Source organism: Mesorhizobium sp. LjRoot246, from assembly GCF_964254115.1.
Taxonomy (GTDB): domain Bacteria; phylum Pseudomonadota; class Alphaproteobacteria; order Rhizobiales; family Rhizobiaceae; genus Mesorhizobium.
On the sequence record NZ_CAXUSN020000001.1, the window covers coordinates 5,849,159 to 5,871,973 of the forward strand.

Annotated in this window: 20 protein-coding genes; 10 read left to right on the forward strand and 10 right to left on the reverse strand. The window is 57.7% G+C overall.

Annotated features, from left to right (window positions below):
• Positions 1-41: 41 nt before the first annotated feature.
• Complete coding sequence (locus tag ACSQ3L_RS28420) at positions 42-815, reverse strand: DeoR/GlpR family DNA-binding transcription regulator (RefSeq protein WP_436162920.1); 774 nt, start codon at positions 813-815, stop codon at positions 42-44.
• A gap of 327 nt (positions 816-1,142) precedes the next feature.
• Here ACSQ3L_RS28420 and ACSQ3L_RS28425 point away from each other — a divergent pair, with 327 nt between their 5' ends.
• Both ACSQ3L_RS28425 and ACSQ3L_RS28430 read left to right on the forward strand, forming a co-directional pair.
• Positions 1,143-1,841 (forward strand): antitoxin Xre/MbcA/ParS-like domain-containing protein, encoded by a 699-nt coding sequence (locus tag ACSQ3L_RS28425; protein ID WP_436162921.1) that lies wholly within the window; start codon positions 1,143-1,145, stop codon positions 1,839-1,841.
• A gap of 382 nt (positions 1,842-2,223) precedes the next feature.
• Positions 2,224-3,369 (forward strand): porin, encoded by a 1,146-nt coding sequence (locus ACSQ3L_RS28430; RefSeq protein ID WP_436162922.1) that lies wholly within the window; start codon positions 2,224-2,226, stop codon positions 3,367-3,369.
• 834 nt (positions 3,370-4,203) lie between these two features.
• Here ACSQ3L_RS28430 and ACSQ3L_RS28435 read toward each other — a convergent pair.
• On the reverse strand, positions 4,204-5,046 hold the full coding sequence (locus ACSQ3L_RS28435) for a PfkB family carbohydrate kinase (protein ID WP_436162923.1): 843 nt from the start codon (positions 5,044-5,046) through the stop codon (positions 4,204-4,206).
• A gap of 64 nt (positions 5,047-5,110) precedes the next feature.
• Positions 5,111-6,094 carry an SIS domain-containing protein gene (locus tag ACSQ3L_RS28440; RefSeq protein ID WP_436162924.1) on the reverse strand — a complete coding sequence of 328 codons (984 nt, stop codon included), beginning with the start codon at positions 6,092-6,094 and terminating at the stop codon, positions 5,111-5,113.
• A 1,098-nt stretch (positions 6,095-7,192) separates the two neighbouring features.
• On the opposite strand from ACSQ3L_RS28440, the gene ACSQ3L_RS28445 reads away from it, so the two are divergent.
• Entirely contained in the window at positions 7,193-7,702 is a 510-nt protein-coding gene (locus ACSQ3L_RS28445; RefSeq protein WP_436162925.1) for an FAD-binding protein, read from the forward strand.
• Between the two features lie 247 nt (positions 7,703-7,949).
• On the opposite strand, the gene ACSQ3L_RS28450 is transcribed toward ACSQ3L_RS28445, so the two are convergent.
• The 6 genes from ACSQ3L_RS28450 to ACSQ3L_RS28475 form a co-directional block, all read right to left on the reverse strand.
• Positions 7,950-9,509, reverse strand: a complete 1,560-nt coding sequence (locus tag ACSQ3L_RS28450) for a GMC oxidoreductase (RefSeq protein ID WP_436162926.1) — start codon at positions 9,507-9,509, stop codon at positions 7,950-7,952.
• 204 nt (positions 9,510-9,713) lie between these two features.
• Positions 9,714-10,520 (reverse strand): shikimate dehydrogenase family protein, encoded by an 807-nt coding sequence (locus ACSQ3L_RS28455; protein ID WP_436162927.1) that lies wholly within the window; start codon positions 10,518-10,520, stop codon positions 9,714-9,716.
• 759 nt (positions 10,521-11,279) lie between these two features.
• Positions 11,280-11,939: an amino acid ABC transporter permease gene (locus tag ACSQ3L_RS28460; protein ID WP_436162928.1), complete on the reverse strand. Its 660-nt coding sequence runs from the start codon at positions 11,937-11,939 to the stop codon at positions 11,280-11,282.
• Positions 11,939-12,598: an amino acid ABC transporter permease gene (locus ACSQ3L_RS28465; RefSeq protein ID WP_436162929.1), complete on the reverse strand. Its 660-nt coding sequence runs from the start codon at positions 12,596-12,598 to the stop codon at positions 11,939-11,941. Before ACSQ3L_RS28465 ends, ACSQ3L_RS28460 begins: the two co-directional genes overlap by 1 nt.
• Before the next feature lie 3 nt (positions 12,599-12,601).
• Positions 12,602-13,414 carry an amino acid ABC transporter ATP-binding protein gene (locus ACSQ3L_RS28470; RefSeq protein WP_436162930.1) on the reverse strand — a complete coding sequence of 271 codons (813 nt, stop codon included), beginning with the start codon at positions 13,412-13,414 and terminating at the stop codon, positions 12,602-12,604.
• Positions 13,414-14,358, reverse strand: coding sequence for a substrate-binding periplasmic protein (locus ACSQ3L_RS28475; protein WP_436162931.1), 945 nt, complete (start codon positions 14,356-14,358; stop codon positions 13,414-13,416). The genes ACSQ3L_RS28470 and ACSQ3L_RS28475 overlap by 1 nt, the downstream gene beginning before the upstream one ends.
• Positions 14,359-14,696: 338 nt before the next feature.
• Here ACSQ3L_RS28475 and ACSQ3L_RS28480 point away from each other — a divergent pair, with 338 nt between their 5' ends.
• Positions 14,697-15,827, forward strand: a complete 1,131-nt coding sequence (locus tag ACSQ3L_RS28480; protein ID WP_436162932.1) for an alanine racemase — start codon at positions 14,697-14,699, stop codon at positions 15,825-15,827.
• Between the two features lie 73 nt (positions 15,828-15,900).
• Here ACSQ3L_RS28480 and ACSQ3L_RS28485 read toward each other — a convergent pair whose 3' ends face one another.
• Entirely contained in the window at positions 15,901-16,695 is a 795-nt protein-coding gene (locus ACSQ3L_RS28485) for a GntR family transcriptional regulator (RefSeq protein ID WP_436162933.1), read from the reverse strand.
• Between the two features lie 704 nt (positions 16,696-17,399).
• On the opposite strand from ACSQ3L_RS28485, the gene ACSQ3L_RS28490 reads away from it, so the two are divergent.
• The 6 genes from ACSQ3L_RS28490 to ACSQ3L_RS28515 all read left to right on the forward strand — a co-directional run bounded on the left by ACSQ3L_RS28490 (position 17,400) and on the right by ACSQ3L_RS28515 (position 22,799).
• A complete protein-coding gene (locus tag ACSQ3L_RS28490; RefSeq protein ID WP_436162934.1) occupies positions 17,400-18,146 on the forward strand; it encodes an SDR family oxidoreductase in 747 nt (248 codons plus the stop codon).
• Between the two features lie 275 nt (positions 18,147-18,421).
• Complete coding sequence (locus ACSQ3L_RS28495; protein ID WP_436162935.1) at positions 18,422-19,135, forward strand: SDR family NAD(P)-dependent oxidoreductase; 714 nt, start codon at positions 18,422-18,424, stop codon at positions 19,133-19,135.
• A gap of 194 nt (positions 19,136-19,329) precedes the next feature.
• Positions 19,330-20,385 carry an aldo/keto reductase gene (locus ACSQ3L_RS28500; RefSeq protein WP_436162936.1) on the forward strand — a complete coding sequence of 352 codons (1,056 nt, stop codon included), beginning with the start codon at positions 19,330-19,332 and terminating at the stop codon, positions 20,383-20,385.
• 536 nt (positions 20,386-20,921) lie between these two features.
• Positions 20,922-21,671 carry a helix-turn-helix transcriptional regulator gene (locus ACSQ3L_RS28505; RefSeq protein WP_436162937.1) on the forward strand — a complete coding sequence of 250 codons (750 nt, stop codon included), beginning with the start codon at positions 20,922-20,924 and terminating at the stop codon, positions 21,669-21,671.
• Between the two features lie 74 nt (positions 21,672-21,745).
• Positions 21,746-22,348, forward strand: a complete 603-nt coding sequence (locus ACSQ3L_RS28510; RefSeq protein ID WP_436162938.1) for an acyl-homoserine-lactone synthase — start codon at positions 21,746-21,748, stop codon at positions 22,346-22,348.
• Positions 22,349-22,382: 34 nt separating this feature from the next.
• The gene (locus ACSQ3L_RS28515) at positions 22,383-22,799 is read left to right on the forward strand and encodes a LysR family transcriptional regulator (RefSeq protein ID WP_436162939.1); all 417 of its coding nucleotides are present in this window, start codon (positions 22,383-22,385) and stop codon (positions 22,797-22,799) included.
• Positions 22,800-22,815 lie beyond the last annotated feature (16 nt).

Consider the following 22,815-nt stretch of genomic DNA (forward strand, 5'->3'; position numbering starts at 1 on the left):
CTCTGTCTAATGCTGTTGATGGGTTAGCGGGGCATCGAGCCCTAGTTCGCGATGACGAACTTCTTCCGCAGCTTCTCGGGCACCGTATCGATGATGCTTCGGGCACCAGCGTCGGTGACGATGACACCCACGTCCTCGATTTTCGCGACGACCGAGAAGCTCGACTTCGTGAACTTCGAGTAGTCCGCCACCACGATTACGCGGCGCGAGACCTCGATCATTGCCTGCTCGACACTCGCGTTCTGTGGTGATCCCGTGCAGATCAATCCGCGATCGAGGTCGATCGAAGCGGCGTTGAGAATGAGCTTGTCCGCATTGAACTGGCGGATGAAATGCTCTGCCAGAGGACCCCGGAAGGATCGGTTCGTGTCGGTATATTCGCCTCCGACCGCGTAGACGCTCTGCGCCTCGCCGCGTATCAGTTCGGCGATGATGTCGGCGCCATTCGATATAAGCGTGAGGCCTGTGCGCCCCACGAGCAGCTTTGCAACCTCCAGCGACGTCGTACCGGCATCCAGGAGAACAGCGTCTCCGTCCGCGACCATTGCGGCGGCCGCCGCCCCAATTGCCGCCTTTTCTGCCTGGTGGGACACGGCGCGAACCGCATGCGTTGAGTCCTGCGCCACCTGATTGATGCTGACAGCACCACCATGCGTCCTGCGCAGGAGCCCGGCCTCTTCGAGCTCGCCAAGGTCTCGCCGGACGGTTGCGACCGAGACTTGGAAGCGCTCGGTAAGCGAGCGGATGTCGAGGAAAAGCTCCTCGCGCAACAGCTCGACAAGTTTTGCCTGGCGGTCTTCGGCGGTGTTGAACAAAGGCTTCCCCCTCATTCCCTTATGACGTATATCGCTCATAACGAGCGAAATGCATCTTTGTCAAGTGAATAGCTTGTGACGCTTTTATGACATTTTTACAGGCTCTTATAGGGATTGCTTTTTTAGACTGCGCTTTTTATGACTCACTCCACATCGCAGTCAGGTAGCTGTATGAGCGATATCGATCATGTGACGCGTGAAGCAGTTGCAGTGCACCGGAGAGGACGAAATGACGACTGTCGCGCAGCCGCCGATGTCTGCCGCAGGCGCCGAGCCGACAACTGGGTGTGAGGTTTTTGCGGCTTAGGACGCTGCGGAGGGGCACATATGAACAAGTCATTGGAGGTTGGAAATGAAGCTCGCCAGGACGAGCTTTCAAGCTTGATTTCAAAAGAAGTCCAGCGCGTTCTGGCTCAGTATGACGAGGTTGTTGAAGCACACATTTCAATTTCATCGCGCGTTGGGAATACCAATATCGCCGCTGCCGATTTGCCTTCGTCAACTCGCCAACAAGCTATTCATGACGATCTAGCGGCCCTGGCCTCCGGATTTGTTCACAGGCTCGCAGTCGAAGCGGCGCGACGTTTCGATGCCAGCCTCAGGGAGGAGACTCCCCTCACCTGTCAAAGCGAGGACGGGCCTAAGTGCGCTGTCCTGAAATCGCAAGATCATCAACCCGATTGCATGCGCATTGAAAACTGGGCGGGTCAGGTTGCAGGGCCAACGTATCTGGAGGAGCACTACGGCATCCCGCGATCGACATTGCATTGGTGGCAGCGGCACAACGACGTCATCGCGTTGCGCAAAGGCGCCCGCAAGCATGTGTTCCCCCTGGCTCAGTTCGTCGACGGCAGGCCTGCACCCGGGATACGACAAGTGGTCTCCCTGATCGCCAATCCCAGACTGGCGTGGCTTTGGCTGATCCGCCCCTCGCCGCTTCTCGATGGCCGCGTTCCCATAGAAATGCTCAGACAAGACCTAGCTGAAGAAGTCGTTTCGGCCGCACGAGATTTTGCCTCGACATAACGGCCACCTGACGAAACCAACTGCAAATCAATCCACCGGCAATCGCCTGGTCACGATGCCAGATCGGGTAGACGTGCAAGCGCCCTCGTATTGAGTGGTGTATCTCGCGGCATATGTCCAATTGTGCAGATTGTTCTATTTGTATAGTTTGTACTATTAGTACAGTATATACTTCAAACTTCGTGACATAACTGCCACTGTTATTACGGATAGCGTCGAATTTCGCGCTATACGTCTTGAATAAATCACAACGACCGGTAGCGTCAAACTGCGAGGGAGCAGCGCGATGCGCATGGTTTCTCGATCGTGGGGAATGGGGAGGGGCGCTGTCTTCAGCAGAAATACCCTGGCCCTTTTTTTAATCTTTTGAGTGGAGATCAAAATGAACATCAAGAGCCTTCTTCTCGGCTCCGCTGCGGCTTTGGCCACAGTCACCGGCGCGCGCGCCGCTGACGCGGTTGTCGTCGCCGAGCCCGAACCGGCCGAATACGTCAAGATCTGCGACGTCTATGGCGCCGGCTACTTCTACATCCCTGGCACTGAAACCTGCCTGCGCATTGGCGGCTATATCCGCTATGACATTCGTGGCGGCGACCTTGGCAGCTTCGACGGCGCCCGAGCGCTCGACCACGAGGACGGTGGCGTCAACGATACTTGGGCCAAGAACGCCCGCTTCAACCTGAAGACCTGGACCGGCCAGGAGACCGAACTCGGCACTCTGAAGACCTACACCGAGACCCGCTTCAATTTCGGCAACACAGCCAAGAGTGGTCTCGGTCCTGACTCCAATGGCGGTGTCGGCGCCTACAACAAGCCCGCGTCACTGAACTTCGCCTGGATTCAGCTCGGCGGGTTGCGCGTTGGCAAGGACGAATCGGCTTTCAATACGTTCATCGGTTACGCCGGCAGCGTCATCGCCGACACCATGGTTCCCTTCGGTTCCTTCGACACCAACGTCATCCAGTACTACTTCGAAGCCGGCAACGGCTTCACGGCCGTGGTCTCCCTCGAAGAAGGCTCCAAGGCATTCACGATCGACAGCTATGTCCCGCATGTCGTGGGCGGCGTGAAATATAAGCAGGACTGGGGTGCGATCACCGGTGTCGTTTCCTACGACAGCAACTACGAAGAAGTTGCCGGCAAGGTTCGCTTGGACGTGATTGCTACCAGCCAACTGTCGCTCTGGGTGATGGGCGGCTATGGCACGGACAACAACCTGTCGAACTATCTCGGCAATGGCGGTCGCGGCTTCTACAAGCAGTGGTACGGTCATTGGGCGATCTGGGGCGGCGGCACCTACAAGTTCAACGACAAAACCGCCTTCAATACCCAGATTTCCTATGACCAGGGGAAAAATCTCGGTATCGCGGCGAATGTCGCCTACTCAATCGTACCCGGTTTCACGATCACGGCCGAAGTCGACTACCTCAACGCAGGCAAGTTCGGTGCGGCGGATTTCAGCAACTGGACCAGCGCCGACAAGAAGAGCAGCATCGGCGGCGTCGTTCGTTTCCAGCGCTCGTTCTAGCGGATCGGGCGCATGAGGCTGGTGACCGCAGCATAGCTGTTGTCGACACCAGGCTTCGCTGATCCAGTCAACGTTGGCGAAGCGGAATAGCAAACAGCGCTCATCGGCGGCTCCTCCCAGAATGCTAAGGTCCGTACTCCTCGGATCGAAGCGTGCCGCCGATGCGAAGGGCGCCCTTGAGCAAGGCGCCCTTCATCCTGGCCATACCCGTTATGTGATTCGGCCCGATTGGCGATGTAAGAGGAGGAGCACCTGATCTGGGACCGGGCCACCTGGGCTGGCGTCATCCCGGCGGAGCGAGACGGCCGGTGTGATTTGTCCGATGAGAGAGACCACTAGGGTCTGTCGGAAATTAGAGGGCCGGAGGGCGACACGCATACACTGACGGTTGCCGCTCCGGTCTCGCAGGGATGACAAAACGGTAGTTTGTGAAAGAAACTGCACTTTGGCGCAGCCGCCCGCCCCATATTGTTAGCTTGGGCGGCCGCAATCTTCACCGATCAGCTCTCCATCACCAACTTCACCTGCCAGGCGTGTCGAGTTGTAGCTTAGTTGTTTGGCTTGTTTGATCACGGACAGCACACCGACGGCCATCAGTCTGCCACGGAAAGTGGTTCCGGCCTTGCTGACCCTGCCTAGCTCCCCTTGCCTCGGGTTGAACTCTGCTTAGGACCCAGCCCGATCCGCCACTGAGATCGCAACCTGACCGGAAGACCTCCCCGTCTGCGATGGGGGCCACCAGAGCGGTTAGATCCGTGGCACACACCGGGGATACCGTCTATCGGCGGATCTTCTGGCGGAGTTCCTCAACGCCGCAACGGCACAACGCGGACGCTATTTTGCTGGGTGTGGATACCCGAAGGCTCCCTCCCACTCGCAAGCAGCGGCCGCTGACTTCGCTCCATGCAGGAGAGATGCCTCAATGGCAGCTCCCTGGATTGTGGCGGAAAGGAAGCCTGCAGTGAACGCGTCACCCGCCCCCATAGTGTCGACCACCTTGGCTTGAACGATCCCTTGGCGGAAAGTGGATCTGCCGTCGCTGAAGACAGCGCCACGTGCGCCTTGGGTAACGCAGACCATCGGTGCGCCGAGGGCATGCACGTCTCGGATGAACGCCTCGGTCTCTGGGTCATTCATGTCCGCGCCCGAAAAGAAGGCCATCGTCACGAGCGGACAGATCGCGGCTAGGTAGTCCCTCTCGCGACCGGTCGAGAAATCGAAGGAAACGTTCTCGGCGTGCGGGCGTATCCGGGGCAACTCGGGCTCAAAGTAGCTGGAGCACGACGAGTGAACGTTTCCGATCTGTCTAATCAGGGATAGATCGGGTTCATCCATGCGCAGGGCGAGACGTTTCCGTACGCCACCATTGTTAGAGCCGACGAAGACACGATCGCCTCCCACGATAGCGACCTTGGCCTTTCCCGTTTCGCCGCGGACGTAGCGGACGTAATTGTCGGAGAAGCCTTCCGCCACCAGACATGATTGAATGTGCCTGCCTTCCTCGTCGTCTGCCAGAATTCCGAGATAGACCGTATTTGCCAGTCCGAACCTTCGAGCGAGAACGGCCACGTTGAGCGCGTTTCCACCGGGATAGTAGATGCCCTGGTCAACATAGTGGTCCACAACATTGTCGCCGATGCCAACCAGGCCGCGTTCAGTGGAAGAGATCGATATCATCGTTAGTGCTTTCCGACGAAATGAAGGTGTGGGGCGGGACCGCGGAAGGTCCCGCCCCCTTCTCCTAGTATTCCACCTTCCACATGTAGCGACGCACCGTCAGCGGATGGCCCTTGGCCTCCGACAGCTTGTCAGCATACGCACGGAGAACCGGCGAAAGGACCAGTGGAGCAAGGTATTCCGACACTGTTTCAGGAAGCGAAGCGAGTCCGAGCTCTTTCGCGTCCACAACGGTCAGACGCTGGCTGTATTTTTTGGCGAAAGCCAGCGCCCGCTCGTCCATCACCCTCGACGGCCCCAGACCGATGAGTTGGATAATAGGCACGTCGAAATCTGTCACCTCGAACGGCCCGTGAAAATACTCCCCCGCGTGGATCGCTGACGAGTGAACCCACAACATTTCTTGCAACAGGCAAATGGAGAATAAATAGGCCTGTCCGAAGTTGGCGCCCGAGGCCATTGTATAGATTACGGCTTCGCGCTTATGAGCTTCGGCAAAGTCCGCAATTTTAGCACGCCGATCAGACACTGCCTGTTCTACCAGGGCCGGCAGTGCCGCCAAACCCTTCTCAAAGTCAGCCAGCTTAGTGTTGCGTTCCCGAACTTTGAGAATCCCGAATGTGAGCCTACCCAGGACCGCAGGCAAATGGTCGGGAGACGTGATCAAGGGTGAATGGACATAGGTGACGGTAAGTGCGGATTCTTGCTCGAGAGGGGTACCCCGTTCTTGCGTTAGACAAATGGTCAGGGCGCCTGACTGCTGCGCGATTTTTGCCGCCTCGACCGTTTCCGGGGTCGTGCCGGAAAGCGAACCGACTATGACCACCGAATTCTTGCCGAGGCGTTTGGGGGCTCGCGCCTTGAACTCGGCGGCGTTAAGCGCATTGCCGACAATGGCATTAGCCTCGCGTTCAACAATATTCTGGGCCTGAAGCATATGCGCATAAGAGGCACCGCAAGCGACGAAATAGATATCAGCGACATTTTCCCGAGCAGCCACGGCGTTCAACGCATTCGCAATTTGCGCGTCAGTTTGTTCAGTCGTCATTTGAAATCCTTATTTAGTTTGACGAGCTTGGGGCATCATTCGCGTGGTTTGATCGCACACCGCCGTCATCTACTTTTGATTCAGTTATCTCGTCCCACCGACATCGCCTGAGTTCGTTTCCCCTGTCGGCGAAGTGGCCGACGGCCAGGAGACAGTCCATCGGCCACTTCGGGTCGCAGCGGTGGGAGGAGGAAGCTGCGACGGTACTGGGCGTGCCGGCTAATTAGCCGCAAACATGTGGTGAAACGCTTCGGACGACTCAGCGAGGTTCTTTTTCCAGAGGTCGAAGTCCATCGAATACGATTGGGCGACGTCCTATGGCGGCGACGTCAACCGGACCCCACCAACATCACGACAGACAAAATCGTCCGGGCGGCAAAGTGCCGACCTGCAAGTTCCATGGTCCTACTCCCTGTTTGCTTCCCTATGGGGTATTGGTATATACCAAGTTACGATCGCGGCATTGATGTGTCAACGATGATTTTGCCGTCACGCAAATAAGGGGCAGACGACTACACCGGTGCAGCGTCCAGGGGATCGGATTGCCGCGATCGATGTCGCGCCTGTCCTTGCGGGATGACAGATTGCCTACAGTACGGCGCCGCTTCGCCTGTCTACCGACTTCACGTAGATCGGTCTGCGGCGTTCAAGTGACCACGAACACCTCGCTCGTATGTAGCTTGAAGCCTCAGAAGGGAAGAAATCGTACGCCGCTACTTCCTCGGGATAACCCATCCGGCGCATGAGGGTCATCTTTCGCCAGATGGGATGATTTATGGGATCGGCCATCCCGCCCCGGTTCATATCTGGATCGACACAGTCCGATGCGCCAGTGTTGATCGGGGTTGTTGGGAACCGACTCACCGGCACAACTTGAATTAAGATCCATGAGCCACTGCCACTCGGGATGGTCGGTTGCAGTTCCAAAACCGTGGTGTATACCAGTCTTGGAAACAACCGCGATTGGCATATACCAGATGTCTAAGGCCCTGCCTCTTTGGCGGCGTCCTGAACAGCGTGATGGACCGCAAAGAGAACTCGTTACGAAACGTTCGCGCTCAAGCTGCCGTCAAACACGATCGAGAGGACATTCGGCCAATGGGAAACGAAAAACCCGCAACTTTCTCGGGTGGTGACGGCGGCGTCGGCACAGCAACCGGTGAGACCGGTGGCTTTGATGACCAGGCCGATGTGCTGGTGAACGATCTTGCGGACAAGATTCGCCTGCCGGGAGGAGAGCTGAGCAAGACGGTCGCGCGCTTCAATGCTTTGGCTGCCACGGGCGTGGACGAAGATTTCCATCGCGGCGAAACCCCGCTCGAAAAGGAGCGTGCCGCTCTCAGCGGGCTGATGCGGCCAATCCGGAGGGCACCGTTCGTCGCCATTCCTTTTAATCGCTCAATCCTCGGGACCAAGGGCGGGGCACGGACCAATGCTCGGGGACAGGTGATGCGCAACGACGGCACGGTCATTGCGGGGCTCTACGCCGCCGGCTTGGCCATGGCCAACCCCATCGGGACCCGAGCCGTCGGCTCGGGCACGACTATCGGCCCCAACATGACCTGGGGCTATATCTGCGCCAATGCCATCCTAAAGTCGAACCGGTAAGTTGATCGCAGAAAAAGCGCACGCGATCCGAGAGTGAGAGCATGTGCCGTGGGTTCAGCGGATCTGGAATGGGGCTCTCGAGCTCATCGCCCCGATGGCGGATCAGCGGATGGGATGTTGTAGGGACGCCGGCCCCTTGCTTGCTCCCTATCCTCCGGCCATCCTTGGCGAAAGTATTTAACCCGGCCCAGGAATCAGAACCCCAATTGCCGGCGCTTCGGTCTTAACAATCCGCCCAGTGGTTCATCTAGCTAATAGGCTTCGTCGCTCCCTCGTCGGTTTGGGCCCCAAGCGTCCCGGCACGCCATCGATCGCGCAGGTGTGCACCAACCCGGAGCGCCTGTGCGCAAACGGTTAGAGCTGGATTCAGAGCGGCCGAGGATGGGAAAAAGCTGGCATCAACAACGTAGAGGTTAGAATGGTCATGCGAGCGACATAGCTCATTGAGCGCCGAGTGCGCGGGATCATTTCCCATGCGGGCGGTGCCACACTGATGCACCGGTCCCTTAATCCCGGAGGGGCGGCTCAAGACCAGCGGGAAGATTTTCCGAAGGCGGCTTCGCACGTGATGGACGAACCGGATATGTGCATTCCTATCGCCCGGATGATAGGCGACCTCAACACGGTCATCCGAAAGAACTCGCACCCGGCTTTCAGCCCGCGGGAGATCCTCGGACATGCATAGCCAGTCAACGCTGTGATTTACGATCAAGTCAGCAATTGGACGCGGCATCCATGGATATGAAGCACGGACCATCGGCCCTTTAACCTTACCCAGCATCTGGATATTGCCTCGCGCAGCCGGGTCCTCGGGTAGACCAAAATAAAAATCGTTAAATGACACGGTCTTCTGGAATTTCGTCTCGTTCACGCGCCAAGGCATGATGCCAAGGAGGCCGGTGAGATGGTGGTTCATTAGATAACGGCCGACAACACCCGAACGGTTCGCAATTCCTTCTGGATAAGTCTCAGTGGCAGAACGTAGTAGGACGAGCGCCGAATTGATCGCACCGGCGCTGAGCACGAAGGTCTTAGCTTCGATCCGGAGTAACTGACCCTCCCTCAGCATCTCGACCGCAGAGATATGGCCGTCTGGCGCTGAGATAAGGCGGGTCACCTGTGCATTTGTCCACAGCGTCACATCAGGGTGGTTCAGAATAGGCCGGATAAGGCGTGACTCAGCATCTCCCTTTGCTTCGAAACGACAGGGGAACCCATCACACGTGCCGCAGCGGCGGCAACTGCCACCTGGACCAAAATCGATCGCCGCCGGCATTGGAAAGGGACGCAAGCCTTGACTAGCCATTTTCGACGCCATTTCGGCGATGATGGGTTCATGCGGGACAGGGGGATACGCATAGCCGGCAGACCGTGGCGGCTCGGTAGGATCGACTCCTGCTTGGCCGCGCACACCGAATAGCCGCTCAGCTGAGTCGTACCATGGTTCAAGGTCCTGATACGAAATGGGCCAAGCCGGTGAACTTCCGCCTTCATGAGCAACCTCTTCAAAGTCGCGCTCACGAAAACGGAACATAGCGGTGCCAAAAAACTTAGTGTGGCCGCCGACATAGTAGTACTGGCCGGGACGATAACGGGTGCCGCCTTCGTCTTGATACTCCTCGCGTGTTCGGTACCGTTTCCGGGTGTAAACCGCTTCCACGTCCGAATTTTCTGGCTCATTCGGCATGAAATCGCCGCGCTCCAGGATCAGTATCTTTGCACCAGATCCCGCGAGTTGATGCGCAACGCTGCCGCCACCGACCCCTGAGCCAATAATTACGACGTCCGGCTTTATGACTTCGACCATTCTGGGATTTCCTGATGCCTGCCAGCGAGATTCGATTATCGCGAAGGCGTTCCTCAAAGACCAAGTTATGGTCCCAGTGGCGGCAGGCCCTTCGCTGCCAGTTGGAATACTATTTTACTTTCGAGAGTTCATTCCAGACGTGCTGTGCGCAAGCCCTCCGGCTGCTGACTCCAGAATGCTGCGCGGCAAGTATGAACCCCGGATCTATGGGAGGGCTTCGAGAAGTGCGTCGCGCATCGCGGCTAAAGGTGCCTCTGCCCCCGTATATAGCGTGAACTGATGTAGTGCCTGGTGTAGCAGCATCAGCCATCCTGGAATTGTGATGAGACCTCGCCCCTCAGCCTCTGCGCACAAGGCGGTCCGCACGGGATTAAACACAACATCGAACAGGGCCCTTGAGTCCGGGAAGCGCTCCAAGGCGGGAAAATCAGAGGGCAATGTTGCAACCGGTGTCGTATTCACAACCAAATCAAAAGTCGGAAATGACGGCGCGTTCCAATCACGCGGGGGTGCGAGATCGAAGTGTGAAGTGAGAGTGGACGCCGACATGTGATTGCGTGCGGTGACCTCGACCTGCCATCCTTCCTTGCGCAGTCCGAATATCAACGCTCGGGCTGCGCCACCTGCACCCAGGACGATCGCGCGGCCGGGTTGATCAATGCCACGCTCACGCAACGCGTCCATGGCGCCGCGCCAATCTGTATTAAATCCAGCAAGCCGGCTGCCATCGTTGACAACGGTATTACATGCACCGATCGAAATAACGTCATCAGATACGTCACCCAGATAGTCGATGATGTCGCGCTTGTAGGGCATCGATACCCCAAAGCCCCTGAAGCCCAGGTGCACAAACGAGGCAACTGTCTCTTTCAAGTCCTCGCTTTCGACCGAAACGTAGCTGAAATCGAGACCGAGCGCCTTGTAGCCAGCTTCGTGCATCCTGACGCCAAGCGGCAACGGACCGAGACGTCCCGAAACTGATCCGCAAAGCGGTGGTAAAGTACGTGCCATCTACTTCTCCCTTTGAGAGGTGCCAGGAAATTGGCACGTGGAACCGCGTCTAACCTTGTGGCCCAATCGCCACGAAGCATGCGTCGCAGACTCTAGCTCTTCCGAAACCCGAAAGGCTCGAAACCAACTGTACCGCTTCGCTGCAATACCTACACTTGGTATATACCAATTGCAACCTAATTCGAGGCTGGACGCGGCGACGCAAGCAGGTTGATGGCCAGCGAAGGGGGCGCTGCTTTGAGCCACATCGAGCGGGGATGGTACAGCGCCACTAAGTGCGGAAAGGCCAACAGTCGAAGCGCCCAAGCCTGTGCGAGCGCCACATCTCAGTTCTCAAACGAGGCAGACGCCAACCACAGAGTGAGCATGATCCGGTGTGACAAGGTGTGACAAGCTTCAGTTCATCGCGCTCGCGGCCTGCAGCAATTTATGGCGGGCAGAATTTGAGGCTGAGAGCTCGGGGGCAGTTCCCTTGTGCACCGGCGCCACCATCGCGTCGGCAGGTCCCACAGAAACCGTTCCGTTCCGACGACGTAACGGCCATCAAGGTGGTTGAGGACGCCGTCGCGGTGATCTCGGAAGGGCGATGGAAGGTGGTTACGCCGCGGTCGTGAGGACGCGACTACGTCGTTCCAGTTGCCATAGCGGATGCTCGGGCCATTTAGATCGACCAACGCGCTAGCTAGAACCTTACTCCAAACAACTGTTGATTCAGAACGCGTTGAACGCACCCGCAGGCGCCAGCGCGGGGGCAACTACTCACGCGTGCGCCCTGTTGAGGTGCCGTTCCAAACGGCTTGCGAGCTTGGAAAGCGGATAGGCCAGTACAAAATACACTACCGCAACATAGGCGTATATCAGGACAGGTCGGAAATATTCACTGCTCAAGTCACGCGCCCTAAGCATCAAATCGGGATTCGATATGAGCGCAGCTACAGATGTGTCCTTCAACATCGATATTGCGGCATTCACCGTTGGCGGCAGGATGACGCGTACGACCTGTGGCAGTATGATATAGTACAATGTTTGCGCCTTGCGCATTCCAATGGATTGCGCCGCCTCTCTCTGTCCAACATCCACTGCGAGAAACCCGGATCTATAGATTTCCGCTATATATGCGGCCCCATTCATCGAAAGCGCGATCGCAGCCGCCCAAAATGTATTGAGCAGTATCCCAACTTGCGGCAGTGCAAAATACACCAGAAATATTTGCACGAGCAGCGGCGTGCCGCGGAAAAATTCAATATAGGCGATGGCTGCCCTCCGCAGCATCGGTTGGCGGCTGGACTTGGCTTGAGAAAGAGCAAGACCCAAGACCTGGGCAAAGATGAAGGCGAGGACCGCAAGCCTTAGGGTGGAGACCGCCGCCTCGAGGATTTGAGGGGTTATTTCAACAAGGACCTCAATGTTTCGTCCCATCAGGTCAGACCCCATTTAGCGCGACGTTCTAGGGAGGAAAACAACAGGGACAACGACACGCTCAATGTGAGATAGATGAACGCGACAAGGAGGTAGATCGTCGTCGAGTCGTAGGTGTCCGCCACAAGAATCCGTGCCCGGAGGGCCAACTCCGGAACAGCCACGGCGGAGGCTAAGGATGTATCCTTGAGCAGACCGATGGCGTAGTTGCTAACGGAAGGCAGCGCAATTCTCGCCCCTTGTGGAACGATGATATAGCGCAGTCGCGCCACACGCCGCATTCCCAAGGATTGGGCGGCCTCGGACTGACCCTTATCGATTGCAAGCAGGCTTGCCCGAAATACCTCGGAAAGCGCCGCCGCCCCGCCGAACCCCAAACCAACAATCCCGGCGACGAGGGAAGGCACGAAGATGCCCATTTGTACAAGGCTGAAGTAAATAATCAGAAGCTGGGCGAGCGTCGGTGTATTGCGAAAAACCTCCACGTAACCCGTGACAAGCATCGGGGCCACCAGCCCGCGCGATTGGCGTACCATGGTCAATGCAAGGCCGAGTATTACCGCAAACACAAACGCGCCGATGGCGATGATCACCGTGGCGGCAGTTCCGATACCAAGCATCTCTAGGTAATAAGGAAGCCGACTAACTAGAAGCTCCATTACTCAGCCCGCTACCCGTTCGTTTATCGTACGCAGAAACGACCGTGTCCTTGCATCGGAGGGATTGTCGAAGAGCTGACTGGGCGGTCCTTGTTCAACGATATTCCCATCCGCCATGAACACAACCCGGTCGGCAATGTGCTTTGCGAACTCCATCTCGTGGGTGACCATAATCATGGTCATCCCCTCTGACGCGAGATCCCGAATGACCCGGAGAACCTCACCAACGAGGTCCGGGTCGAGTGCCGACGTCGCCTCATCGAATAGCATGAGTTTCGGGGTCATGGCCAAAGCACGCGCGATTGCAACCCGTTGCTGCTGGCCACCAGACAACATGCTTGGATAGGAATTGCGTTTGTCTCGCAGCCCTACCTTGTCTAAGAGATTAAGGGCACGCTCTTCCGCGATTGCACGGCTGCACTTTTGGACCCTCAACGGTCCCGCCATTACATTCTCTATGACGGTCAGATGTGGAAAGAGGTTGAAACGCTGAAATACCATTCCGATATTCGACCGGGCAGCTGAAAGCTCCCGGTCGGTCATCGGGCGATATCGGCCGTTGATCTGTCGTTCCCCCATCAGCTCGCCGGCAACAACGACATGCCCGGCCGTGGGTCTCTCCAGATAGTTGATACAGCGCAGTAAGGTCGTTTTGCCGGAGCCGCTTGGCCCGATCAGTGCGACCTTTTCTCCTGGAGAGACATCAAGATCGATACCCTTCAAGACCGATAGGGCCCCGAAAGACTTCTCCAGTTTTTTGATCTGGACTATGGCGCCGCTCGAATCGAGCGGCGCCGTGGCGGGTGAGGTCTGCATTATTTGAAGTACTCAGAGAAGTCCCTGGTGGTGTGGGCGAACGGCCCGATGACGTTTCCGACCTCATCCCGATCGACGCCAAGACGCGGATTCGGCGTCGTCGGAGGGGTCAGATAGCCAGGATCGGTGATGCCGTATTTGGCCATGATCGGACCAATCTGCCCCGTCTTTCTCAGCCACTGGATGCCTTGGTTGAGCGCATCAAACAAGTCCGGCTCACTTGGGGAAACGCCCCAGATCATGGGGGTTTTGCCGGTAATGATAGGATATTTCGCGTCGTAGACAAATGGGACCTGCTTGATACCGAGACTTGGATCCTGCTTGGCGATCCAATCGATGACAGGGGCATCCAAGACGCCGAAATCAAGTCGCCCGGCGGAGATATCCCGAACGCACGAATCCACGCTATCGTAGAGCTTCAGCTCAGTGGTGCCGGGGACACTTTTCATGTCGGGAATGAATGAATAGCCGGTCCCCGTGCCGATGCTGTGACCGGCCAGATCACCAACTGTAATCTTGTCAGTAAACGGCTTGTCTACCTTCATGATGGCAAAACCGGCCGTATAATAAACGGCGTCGGTCAACGCCATAATTTCGGCACGCTTCGGCCTCCACGAAAAGTTGCCTCCGGTCCAATCAAGGCTGCCGGCCGGAACTCCCGCGAGGATCGCTGGGAAGTCCATCAGAGCAATCTTGGGTTTCAAACCGATGCGATCTGCAATGAGAGTGATTAACTCGGCGTCGATTCCCACAAGCTTGCCGTCGCGTTCGGCCACCAGAGGCATATCGCCGCTTGTACCAAGCAGGATTGTTCCAGGTTCGACGGTTTTGATCTTTGGTGCTGCCTGCGCGAAAGTCGGCAGCCCTGTGAGTGGCAGAGTCGCAATAGCGCCGGCACCGATCAGCATTTGTCGGCGAGAAATCTCAAGACTTGTCAGTTTCATTGTCCTACTCCCATTTTTGTTTTTGCAATATCATTGGTATACACCAAGCGGTGGTCCGCCGAGGCCCTCCGCAGCCCAGCGCCGCGGTCTGAAGTCAGGGTGTTGTAACGTAAGAAATTCAGGCGTTGTGGCGACTAGAGCCCGCCTCAAATTCAAAGCTCAATCTCTAACCTTGCCCTAGGGATTTCCTCAAACTTGGTATATACCAGAGTACGATCGCGACAATGGTGTGTCAACGGTGATTTTGCCGGTCTCGCAAAATCTCACTTCTCCGGCCGGAAATTGATTCGTACAGCGCACGCGATCAAAGGAGTTCAAGAGATCTAAAGGAGCGCACTATGCCGATTGATCAACGAAAGCCACCGCACAGGCCAACGCCCTTTGCCTTCCTTGACATGGACCGGCTGCGCCGGAATCTCGACCGAATGCAGATGATCGCTGATAGGCATGGGGTAGCACTGCGTCCACATATCAAGTCGCACAAGTCGGTTGAAATCGCGCGGCTACAGCTAGCCCTGGGAGCTATCGGGGTAACTGCGTCCAAACCATCGGAGGCTCTCCCATTCATTCGCGCTGGGACGCCATCGCTGTTGCTTGCGTTTCCGATTATCGAGGCGGGGCGCCTGCGCGAAATGCTTGCGGTGGCGGCCGAGCACGCAACCGCTACTACATTCATCCTAGATAGCGAGGCAGGAGCGGAAGCCTTGGCCGAGGCCGCCCGGCCGGCCGGCAGGATATTTGACGTCCACATCAAGATTGATGTGGGTCTCGGCCGCATCGGTGTTCTTCCGATGTCGTCTGCACTCACCAGTCTCGGGGAAGCTGTCGCCCGCAACCCAAAGCTTCGGCTAACGGGGCTGATATCTCATGCTGGGCACGGGTACGGCGCCAGCAGCCCGTCGATGCTCGCCCAGATCGCTCGCCAAGAGCGGCTGGTGATGCTTGAAACCCGAGAGAGGCTTGCCTCGCTTGACCTCCCTTTGCGTCTCACCGTTGGTTCCACGCCAACCGTACTCGCAACGGAAGACTTCTCAGGCATCGACGAGATTCGACCGGGCAACTACGCCCTGTTCGACCTCACCGCTCAGCGCCTCGGGGTCGCGACGGAGGATGAAATCGCGCTTTGCGTGGTTGCAACCGTGGTCAGTCGAAACTCGCAGCACTACATAATCGACGCCGGATCGAAGGCGCTTACTAGTGACCTGGGTCCGCATTCGAGTGGCGGGCTCGCTGGTTACGGGCGTGTTCTGCTCGCCGACGGAGGGGATGCCGAAACCCGCTTGACGGTCAGCCGTCTCTCTGAGGAACACGGCTTCGTGCCTAGGGGGGATACAGACCTGCCCGTTGGCACAAGACTTCTCATCCTGCCTAACCACTCGTGTCCTGTCGTGAACCTCTACGACAGACTCGTTATGGGCGATAATCCGGTGACCGATCTAGCGGTCTCAGCGCGCGGCGCTCTCAGCTAGGAGCGCTCCGCGCTCGGAAGACTACCGCGGGATGCGGTTCAACCAGATGGGTGATCAAGCAATCAATCAAATGTTAGTCGTGTAGGATCCAGCCCACCGGATTGCTCTGCCTGGCATCTTGTTTCTTTGTCGGTGGATTGATCGTGAGGCTCACGCGATCCGGATGATTCAAAGAGCGCAGATGCTCGAACGGCTGGCCGTCACCCGTGAGCGACAACCCCTCGAAATGCAGTACGGGAGAGCCAGGTCGTAGGTCGAGGTGTTCCGCCTCGCCCTTCGTTGCATAGTGGATGCTGATGACCCTGACATCGTTGTGCAATTCCAGCTGATAGTTATCTCGGAAAAGCTTGTAGAGAGACTTGTTCTCAATAACGTCGCTCGCCGACAATCCGGGCACAAGGAGTGCCGGGAAATGGCTAAGCTCGAGGCACACGGGTACCCCGTCGACCGTTCGCAAACGCTCGATGGAGATGACCGGATCGCCTGGCGACAGCCCAAGCTTGGAGGCGATAAACTCATCTGCTTCCTTACGTTCGAAGAAAAGCAGTTTGGATCCCGGAGTGTGCCCCGCCTTCTCCACAACCTCAGAGAGGCTGTAAAAGACGTGGTCGCTCAGCGGCCTGTCGAACAATCGGTCAGGAACATACGTGCCGCTGGTCCCTCGTCGTTCGAGAACTCCCGCTTCGACGAGATGGTCGACGGCTTTGCGCATCGTCATGCGGCTGGCGCCAAACCGGACCGAAAGCTCCCGTTCCGAGGGGAAGCGGCCTCCCCGCTCAACCGCTCCGTCTTGAATGAGCTTGAGCAGGTCCTTCTGCACCCTGATGTAGATCGGTACGCTGTCCACCGCGTTGCCTTTGGCTTCCATAAACCCTTCTTTCCTAAACGTCTTCACTGATGCGGCCATTTAGCCACAACTCTCGGTGCCTGGTATATGCCAATAAGCGCGCAAGGGGTCATTTGGAAGTGCGCTGTCGCCGAGCGAAAGACGGGAGCCTTCCATGACGGGATGCCTGACGACCAAAGCGTCAACGATTCAGCCTGCTTTCTATGCGTAAGAGGGACTCAAGTCCTTAAGATGTTCACGAGAGAACCGGACGGCAAAGCCTGATGCAACTGAGGTCGCGGAGCATCCGAACTCTGAAAACAACGACCAACAGCAATGCGCGGGCTCCAATTGAAACACTGACGAGCGCGCCGCTGTCAGCATCGCCTTCTAGCTTGTTTGCCTCCGTCACCAGCTTGCTAGTCCCGAAGCCGACGCCCAAGCTAGCGGCGGCAGCTGACAAGACGAGTGCAAGCGGCGCCTGAGCGCATTTCTGTTGAGAACCGAGCATTCTGTGAGTCCCCCGCAGCTCCGCCTCGGGGGGGCCGTTCACCGCGTGTCTTGGGCTACTATCAGTCGCAAAGTTCTTGACAACTTGGTATATACCAATACGATAATGCAATGACTAGCTCCGTGCCGTCGCCGTTCGCGGCGGCGCAGTCACGGTGATGCTCAAGGAACAACACTTCAACTGTCCCGGCCGGGCTGTGCCCGGAGCAGGGATCAGCGCAAAAGGGTGATCTTGCATGAAACTCGAAGGGAAAACCGCCGTCATCACCGGCGCTGGTCGCGGTATTGGGCGTGCGACCGCTCATGCACTCGCCCGGGAAGGTTGTAACATCGTTCTCGCCGCGCCCGAGATGGACCAGATCGAAACTGTAGCAACCGAGGTCCGCGCGATCGGCCCCGAGGCATTAGCCGTACAGACCGACATCGGGCACAAATCTCAAGTCACGGCCTTGGCCCAAGCAGCGCTCTCTCGCTTTAAGTTTGTGGACTTCCTAGTGAACAACGCCGGCGTGGCGATCCACAACGCTATCCCCAACATCAAGGAGGAAGACTGGGATTGGATGATGACCATCAATCTCAAGGGCACATTCCTATGTACCCAGGCCTTTTTCCAGCATATGTGCGATCGGCGGAGCGGCCATATCGTTAATATCGTTTCGCGAGCCGGCAAAATTGGATCGGCGAAATTCGGCGCCTACGCTGCTTCAAAGTTCGGCATGCTTGGCTTCACCCAGACGACTGATGCTGAGGGACTTGAGTTCGGCGTCAAAGCCACGGCCCTCTGTCCAGGTGCCGTCGACACCCAACAGCGTGCCGAAAATCACGTCGATGATCACTCGAAGCTGCTCCTTCCCGAGGACGTGGCAGACTACGTAGCGTTCATCGTCACTCGACCTGCCCGAGTCTACATTGGCGAGGCCACTCCGGTGCCGCAATTCATGAAACCCCACCCCGGCGCCAACAATCTGAAGTCAGGTATCTGACCATCAGCCAAGTGCCCAAGGAGCTCAAATGCCCGTCATCGAGGCGGTTCAGAGGGTGACCCACCGGACCGAGGCGCGCAGCGCCGGCCCACGCCGCGATTATCTCCGCCGTATCGAGGCGCGCGGGAGGCGGGCGTTTCCCGCGCAGACAAAGGTGCGCCTCCGGAACCGGCTTGGTGCAAGCAGCAGCGTGTGCGGCGAGAGCCTAAGTCTGGCAGGGGCTCCTAGCTGCCCCATTCAATGCAAGTCGAAGTGATCGAGAGGACAGACGAGCGATGGCAACCGAAAGACCAGTGATTCTTGTCTCAGGCAGTGACGGCGGAATCGGCACCGCAATAGTGACCGAACTGACGGCGCACGGATACCGTCTGAGCCTGGGGGCGATTGAGATCAAGGCGCTCGTGGAGAAATTCGGGCCGGAATCGGCCGACAGAATTTACCAGCCATTCAATGCTTTTGAACGTGGAAGCGCCGAAGCGTGGGTTGATCGAACCGCCAAGACATTCGGGCAGATAGACGGTCTGGTAAACGCTATCGGACTCGCAGTCCGTGTCACGATCATGGACGACAATGACGAGGATCTAGACAAGCTCTGGGAGGTAAACGTCAAGACGCCGCTTCGGCTTGCGAGGCTATGCATGCCGTATCTTGAAACCTGCGGCAAAGGACGGGTGATCAACCTGGTTTCATTGGGTGGCAAGCGGATCAAGAACGTTACGGTTGGCTACGGCACGACAAAGTTTGCCGCCATGGGGCTGACGCACGCAATCCGGACCTACGGCTGGGACAAAGGGATTCGAGCAACGGCGATCTGCCCGGGCTGGGTCAAGACCAATATGGGCCTCACTTCGCCGACCCGGAGGATTCAGCCAGAGCAGATGATCGACCCCTCCACTATTGCCCATCTTGTTCGGACGGCTCTTGAACTCCCGAACAATGCAGCGATGGCCGAAATGCTCGTCAACTGCGAGTTCGAGGACCTGTTTTAGGCGACAACTCGCCCATTGGATGTCGATGTGCTGCGGCTTCATTTAGAAGCCGGCCCTTTCATCCTCCTCGTCGGAAGGGCGCGCGGGTCTGAGCCACCGACAGAGAACCGTCGCAATGAACAAGGCCCCTGCTTGAGCCGGAAATGGAGTCGCGATTGGAATTCGCGACTTGCCAGATTATTGGGAGAAAATCCATGGAATATCGTCTGCTGGGCCGTTCCGGCCTCAAGATCTCGACAGTCACGATGGGCACAATGACCTTTGGCGGCGTGGGCTGGGCAAGGAAAACCGGCGATCTCGGTGTGCCCGAAGCGAAACGCCTGGTCGACCTGTGCCTCGATACTGGCGTCAACCTGATCGACACTGCCGACGTCTATTCCGGCGGTGTGTGCGAAGAGATCATCGGCGAAATCCTCGGCGGCAAGCGCAAGGACGGCGTGCTGCTCGCTACCAAGGCACGTTTTCGCATGGGCGACGGACCCAACGATCTCGGCTGTTCCCGTCAGCACCTGATCGCCGCCTGCGAGGCGAGCCTCAGGCGTATGAAGACCGACGTGATCGACCTCTACCATCTGCACGAATGGGACGGCCAGACGCCGCTGGAAGAGACGATGGAGGCGCTCGATACGCTCATTCGCGATGGCAAGGTTCGCTATGTCGGCTGCTCGAACTTTTCCGGCTGGCACATCATGAAGGCTCTCGGCGTGAGCGAGAAAGACAAACGCCAGCGCTTCGTCAGCCAGCAGATCCACTACACGCTGGAAGCCCGCGACGCCGAATATGAGCTGCTTCCGATCGCCGTGGACCAAGGCCTCGGAGTGCTCATCTGGAGCCCGCTCGCGGGCGGGTTGCTCTCGGGTAAACATCGTCGCAACCAGGCCGCGCCGGAAGGCACCCGGCAGTTCGCCGGCTGGACCGAACCGCCGATCCGCGACGAAAACCGTCTATGGAACATTGTCGAGACTCTGGTTTCGATAGCCGAGGGCCGTGGCGTCTCAGCGGCGCAGGTGGCGCTTGCCTGGCTGATCGGCCGAAAGCCCGTCACCTCGGTCGTCATCGGTGGACGTACGGAAGCGCAGTTCAGGGACAATCTGGCTGCAGCCGACCTGAAACTAACGGAGGAGGAGCGCAAACGCCTGGACGACGTCAGTCGGCCGCCGGTCATCTACCCGTACTGGCACCAACTGAACGAGGCAACCGACAGGCTAAGCGAGGCGGACATGGCGTTGTTCGGCTCACATCTGAAGTGACCGAACTCCATGGGACCGCCGCCCAGGCGTCGACTACCTTCGAACCCTAAACGCCCGCCGCGCGAATGTACGATGCTCTCCGTAGGCGTACGGGCCGACCGCCGATTGGCACATCCGCGCACTTTACGCGGGCAAGCCCGAAGATCGAACACCTGGAGGGCTAAAGGGCTATCGGAAGTCCTGTGGACTGTAGCCGTGCGCGCCTCGGTCGATCGTCATTCCGCTATCCTGGCAGCGCGGCGGCGCGGCCAGGACGCCGGTGGGCATGAAACCTCCCTGATTGCCCACCGGCACCCCATTCCAGCGCAAAACGATGCCATCGCCAAGCCTACCCGTCATGTGATTCCGCCGATTGGCGGTGCAACAAGAGAACCGATCTGGAACTGGATACGTGGACTGGCGTCATCCCGGCGGAGCGAGACGGCCGGTGTGATTGAGAGAGACCACTGGGGTCTGTCGGAAATTAGAGGGCCGGAGGGCGACAGGCGTAGACTGAAGTTGCCGCTCCCGTCTCGCAGGGATGACATCTGATCGTTATGAGAGAAACTGCAGTTTGGCGCAGACGTCTTGATGATACGCTCGAATTTCTGTGTAGAATTCGGCGGAGTTCAACCCAACAGGAAATATGTCGGCACCTGCTTTGTTACGCCGAACGATTTGGTGCCACGAATCTGCTGGCAGGACCAATTCCTCCACCTCGTGCCTTAAGGCGTGAGCAGGTTTCACATGTCCTGCTCGACGCCTGGCCAGAACAATGGTCCGAGCGCTATTTTTCAAAGGGCTATCTCTATCGTGATCCAACCATTCAACTCGTAAGTCGTGGTAGCAGCCCTTTCCGCTGGAGCGAAATAGATGAGATGTGCGGGGTGGGTCCTGTCGGTCGGCGGGTCATGGACGAAGCAACCGAGTTCAAATTGTGCGAAGGCTTCACAATACCGTTCGCGACATTGGAACGACAGGCGGTTGGCTTTTCCGTCGCCGGCGAAAAGCTAGACCCCGACCCTCACGACCGTCTCGCCTTTCAATTCGTTGCCGCCTGCGCTTTCGGCTGCGCGGTTACTCTGGCGGCTGGAAAATGGGATTCGAAACCGGTGCATCTGTCTCCACGACAAAGGGATGTCCTGCGCTGGGCCTCGGAAGGCTTCACCGTGGACGAAATCGCTGATCGCCTCAGCATCAGTCGCAATACGGCAGATACTCATCTACGATCGGCGCGGGAGAGGCTCGGAGTAGCAAACACCGTACATGCTGTCGCGGAAGCTTTTCGCCACGGTTTGATTGCCTAACTCACGCAATTGCGTGATGCCGCCTTTTACCGGAAACGACCATTGGTTGACCTCGAAACTGGAGGACAACCGAGATGCTTCTTGTCGTTACGGCGCAGAATGCAGAAGAATATCAGGCAGAGTTGGACCAGGCATTTCGTCTTCGCCACAAGGTGTTTGTCGAAGAAAAGGGCTGGACGGATCTACGTCGCGAAGACGGCCGTGAGATGGACCGCTTCGATGATGCGCATGCCGTCCATATGCTCTTTTCCGTCGAGGATCGCGTTGTCGGCTACCAACGGATGCTGCCTTCGACGCGACCCCACCTTTTGTCGGAGGTCCTGTCGGATCTTTGCGAAGGCGAGCGGCCGGCTGGCGCAAACATTTGGGAATGGACGCGCTATTGCGTCGAACCGCAATTTCGCGAACGGGGACGCATGCTCAGTCCTGTCGCGAATGCGCTTTTGTCCGGCATCGTCGAGTGGGGCTTGGGCAGCGGCATCGACACGATCATCATCGAAATGAACCCGCTTTGGCTGCTGCGCCTGGTTCAATTGCATTTCAGGGTGACACCACTGGGCCTTCCGAAGCTCATCGGTGGCGAAGAGACGGTTGCGGTGACAGCGCGATTCGATGAACGAACGCAGCAAAGGCTTCGCGAGACGCGCAGCCCAGGCCTCAAAAGCTCAATCTCGTGACAGCGAGACATCGTCTCCGCGCAAAGGAGGTGCAATGTGGCGCTCCATTCAGTTGATCACGCTCTACTGTACGCTCGTTGTCGCTGAGGAAGGCAGCTTCCTCGGTGCCTCCCGGCGACTGCGAATTCATCATTCCGCGCTCAGCAGGCGTGTCAGGGATCTTGAGTTGTTGTTGGGCGTGGCTTTGTTCGAACGCCATCCGGGCGGGGTCAAGGCAACGGCTGCCGGCGAACGTTTCCTGGCCAACCTGCGCCGCATTCTAAACGATCTGGATGAAGCGCTTGAGTGGGTTGAAGCACAGGGATCGGGGAAGAGTGCGCAATCACCGATCGAGTTGGATGCGTCTCGTTGCAATTGTGCGTTTCTCGACGCCGTCGCTGGGTCGATGGCCCGCGATCGTAGCGTAGCTGCCTTCATCGCGTTTTTCCGGAAGTGGGATCCTACGTCCTGATACTCTTCCTCGGCCG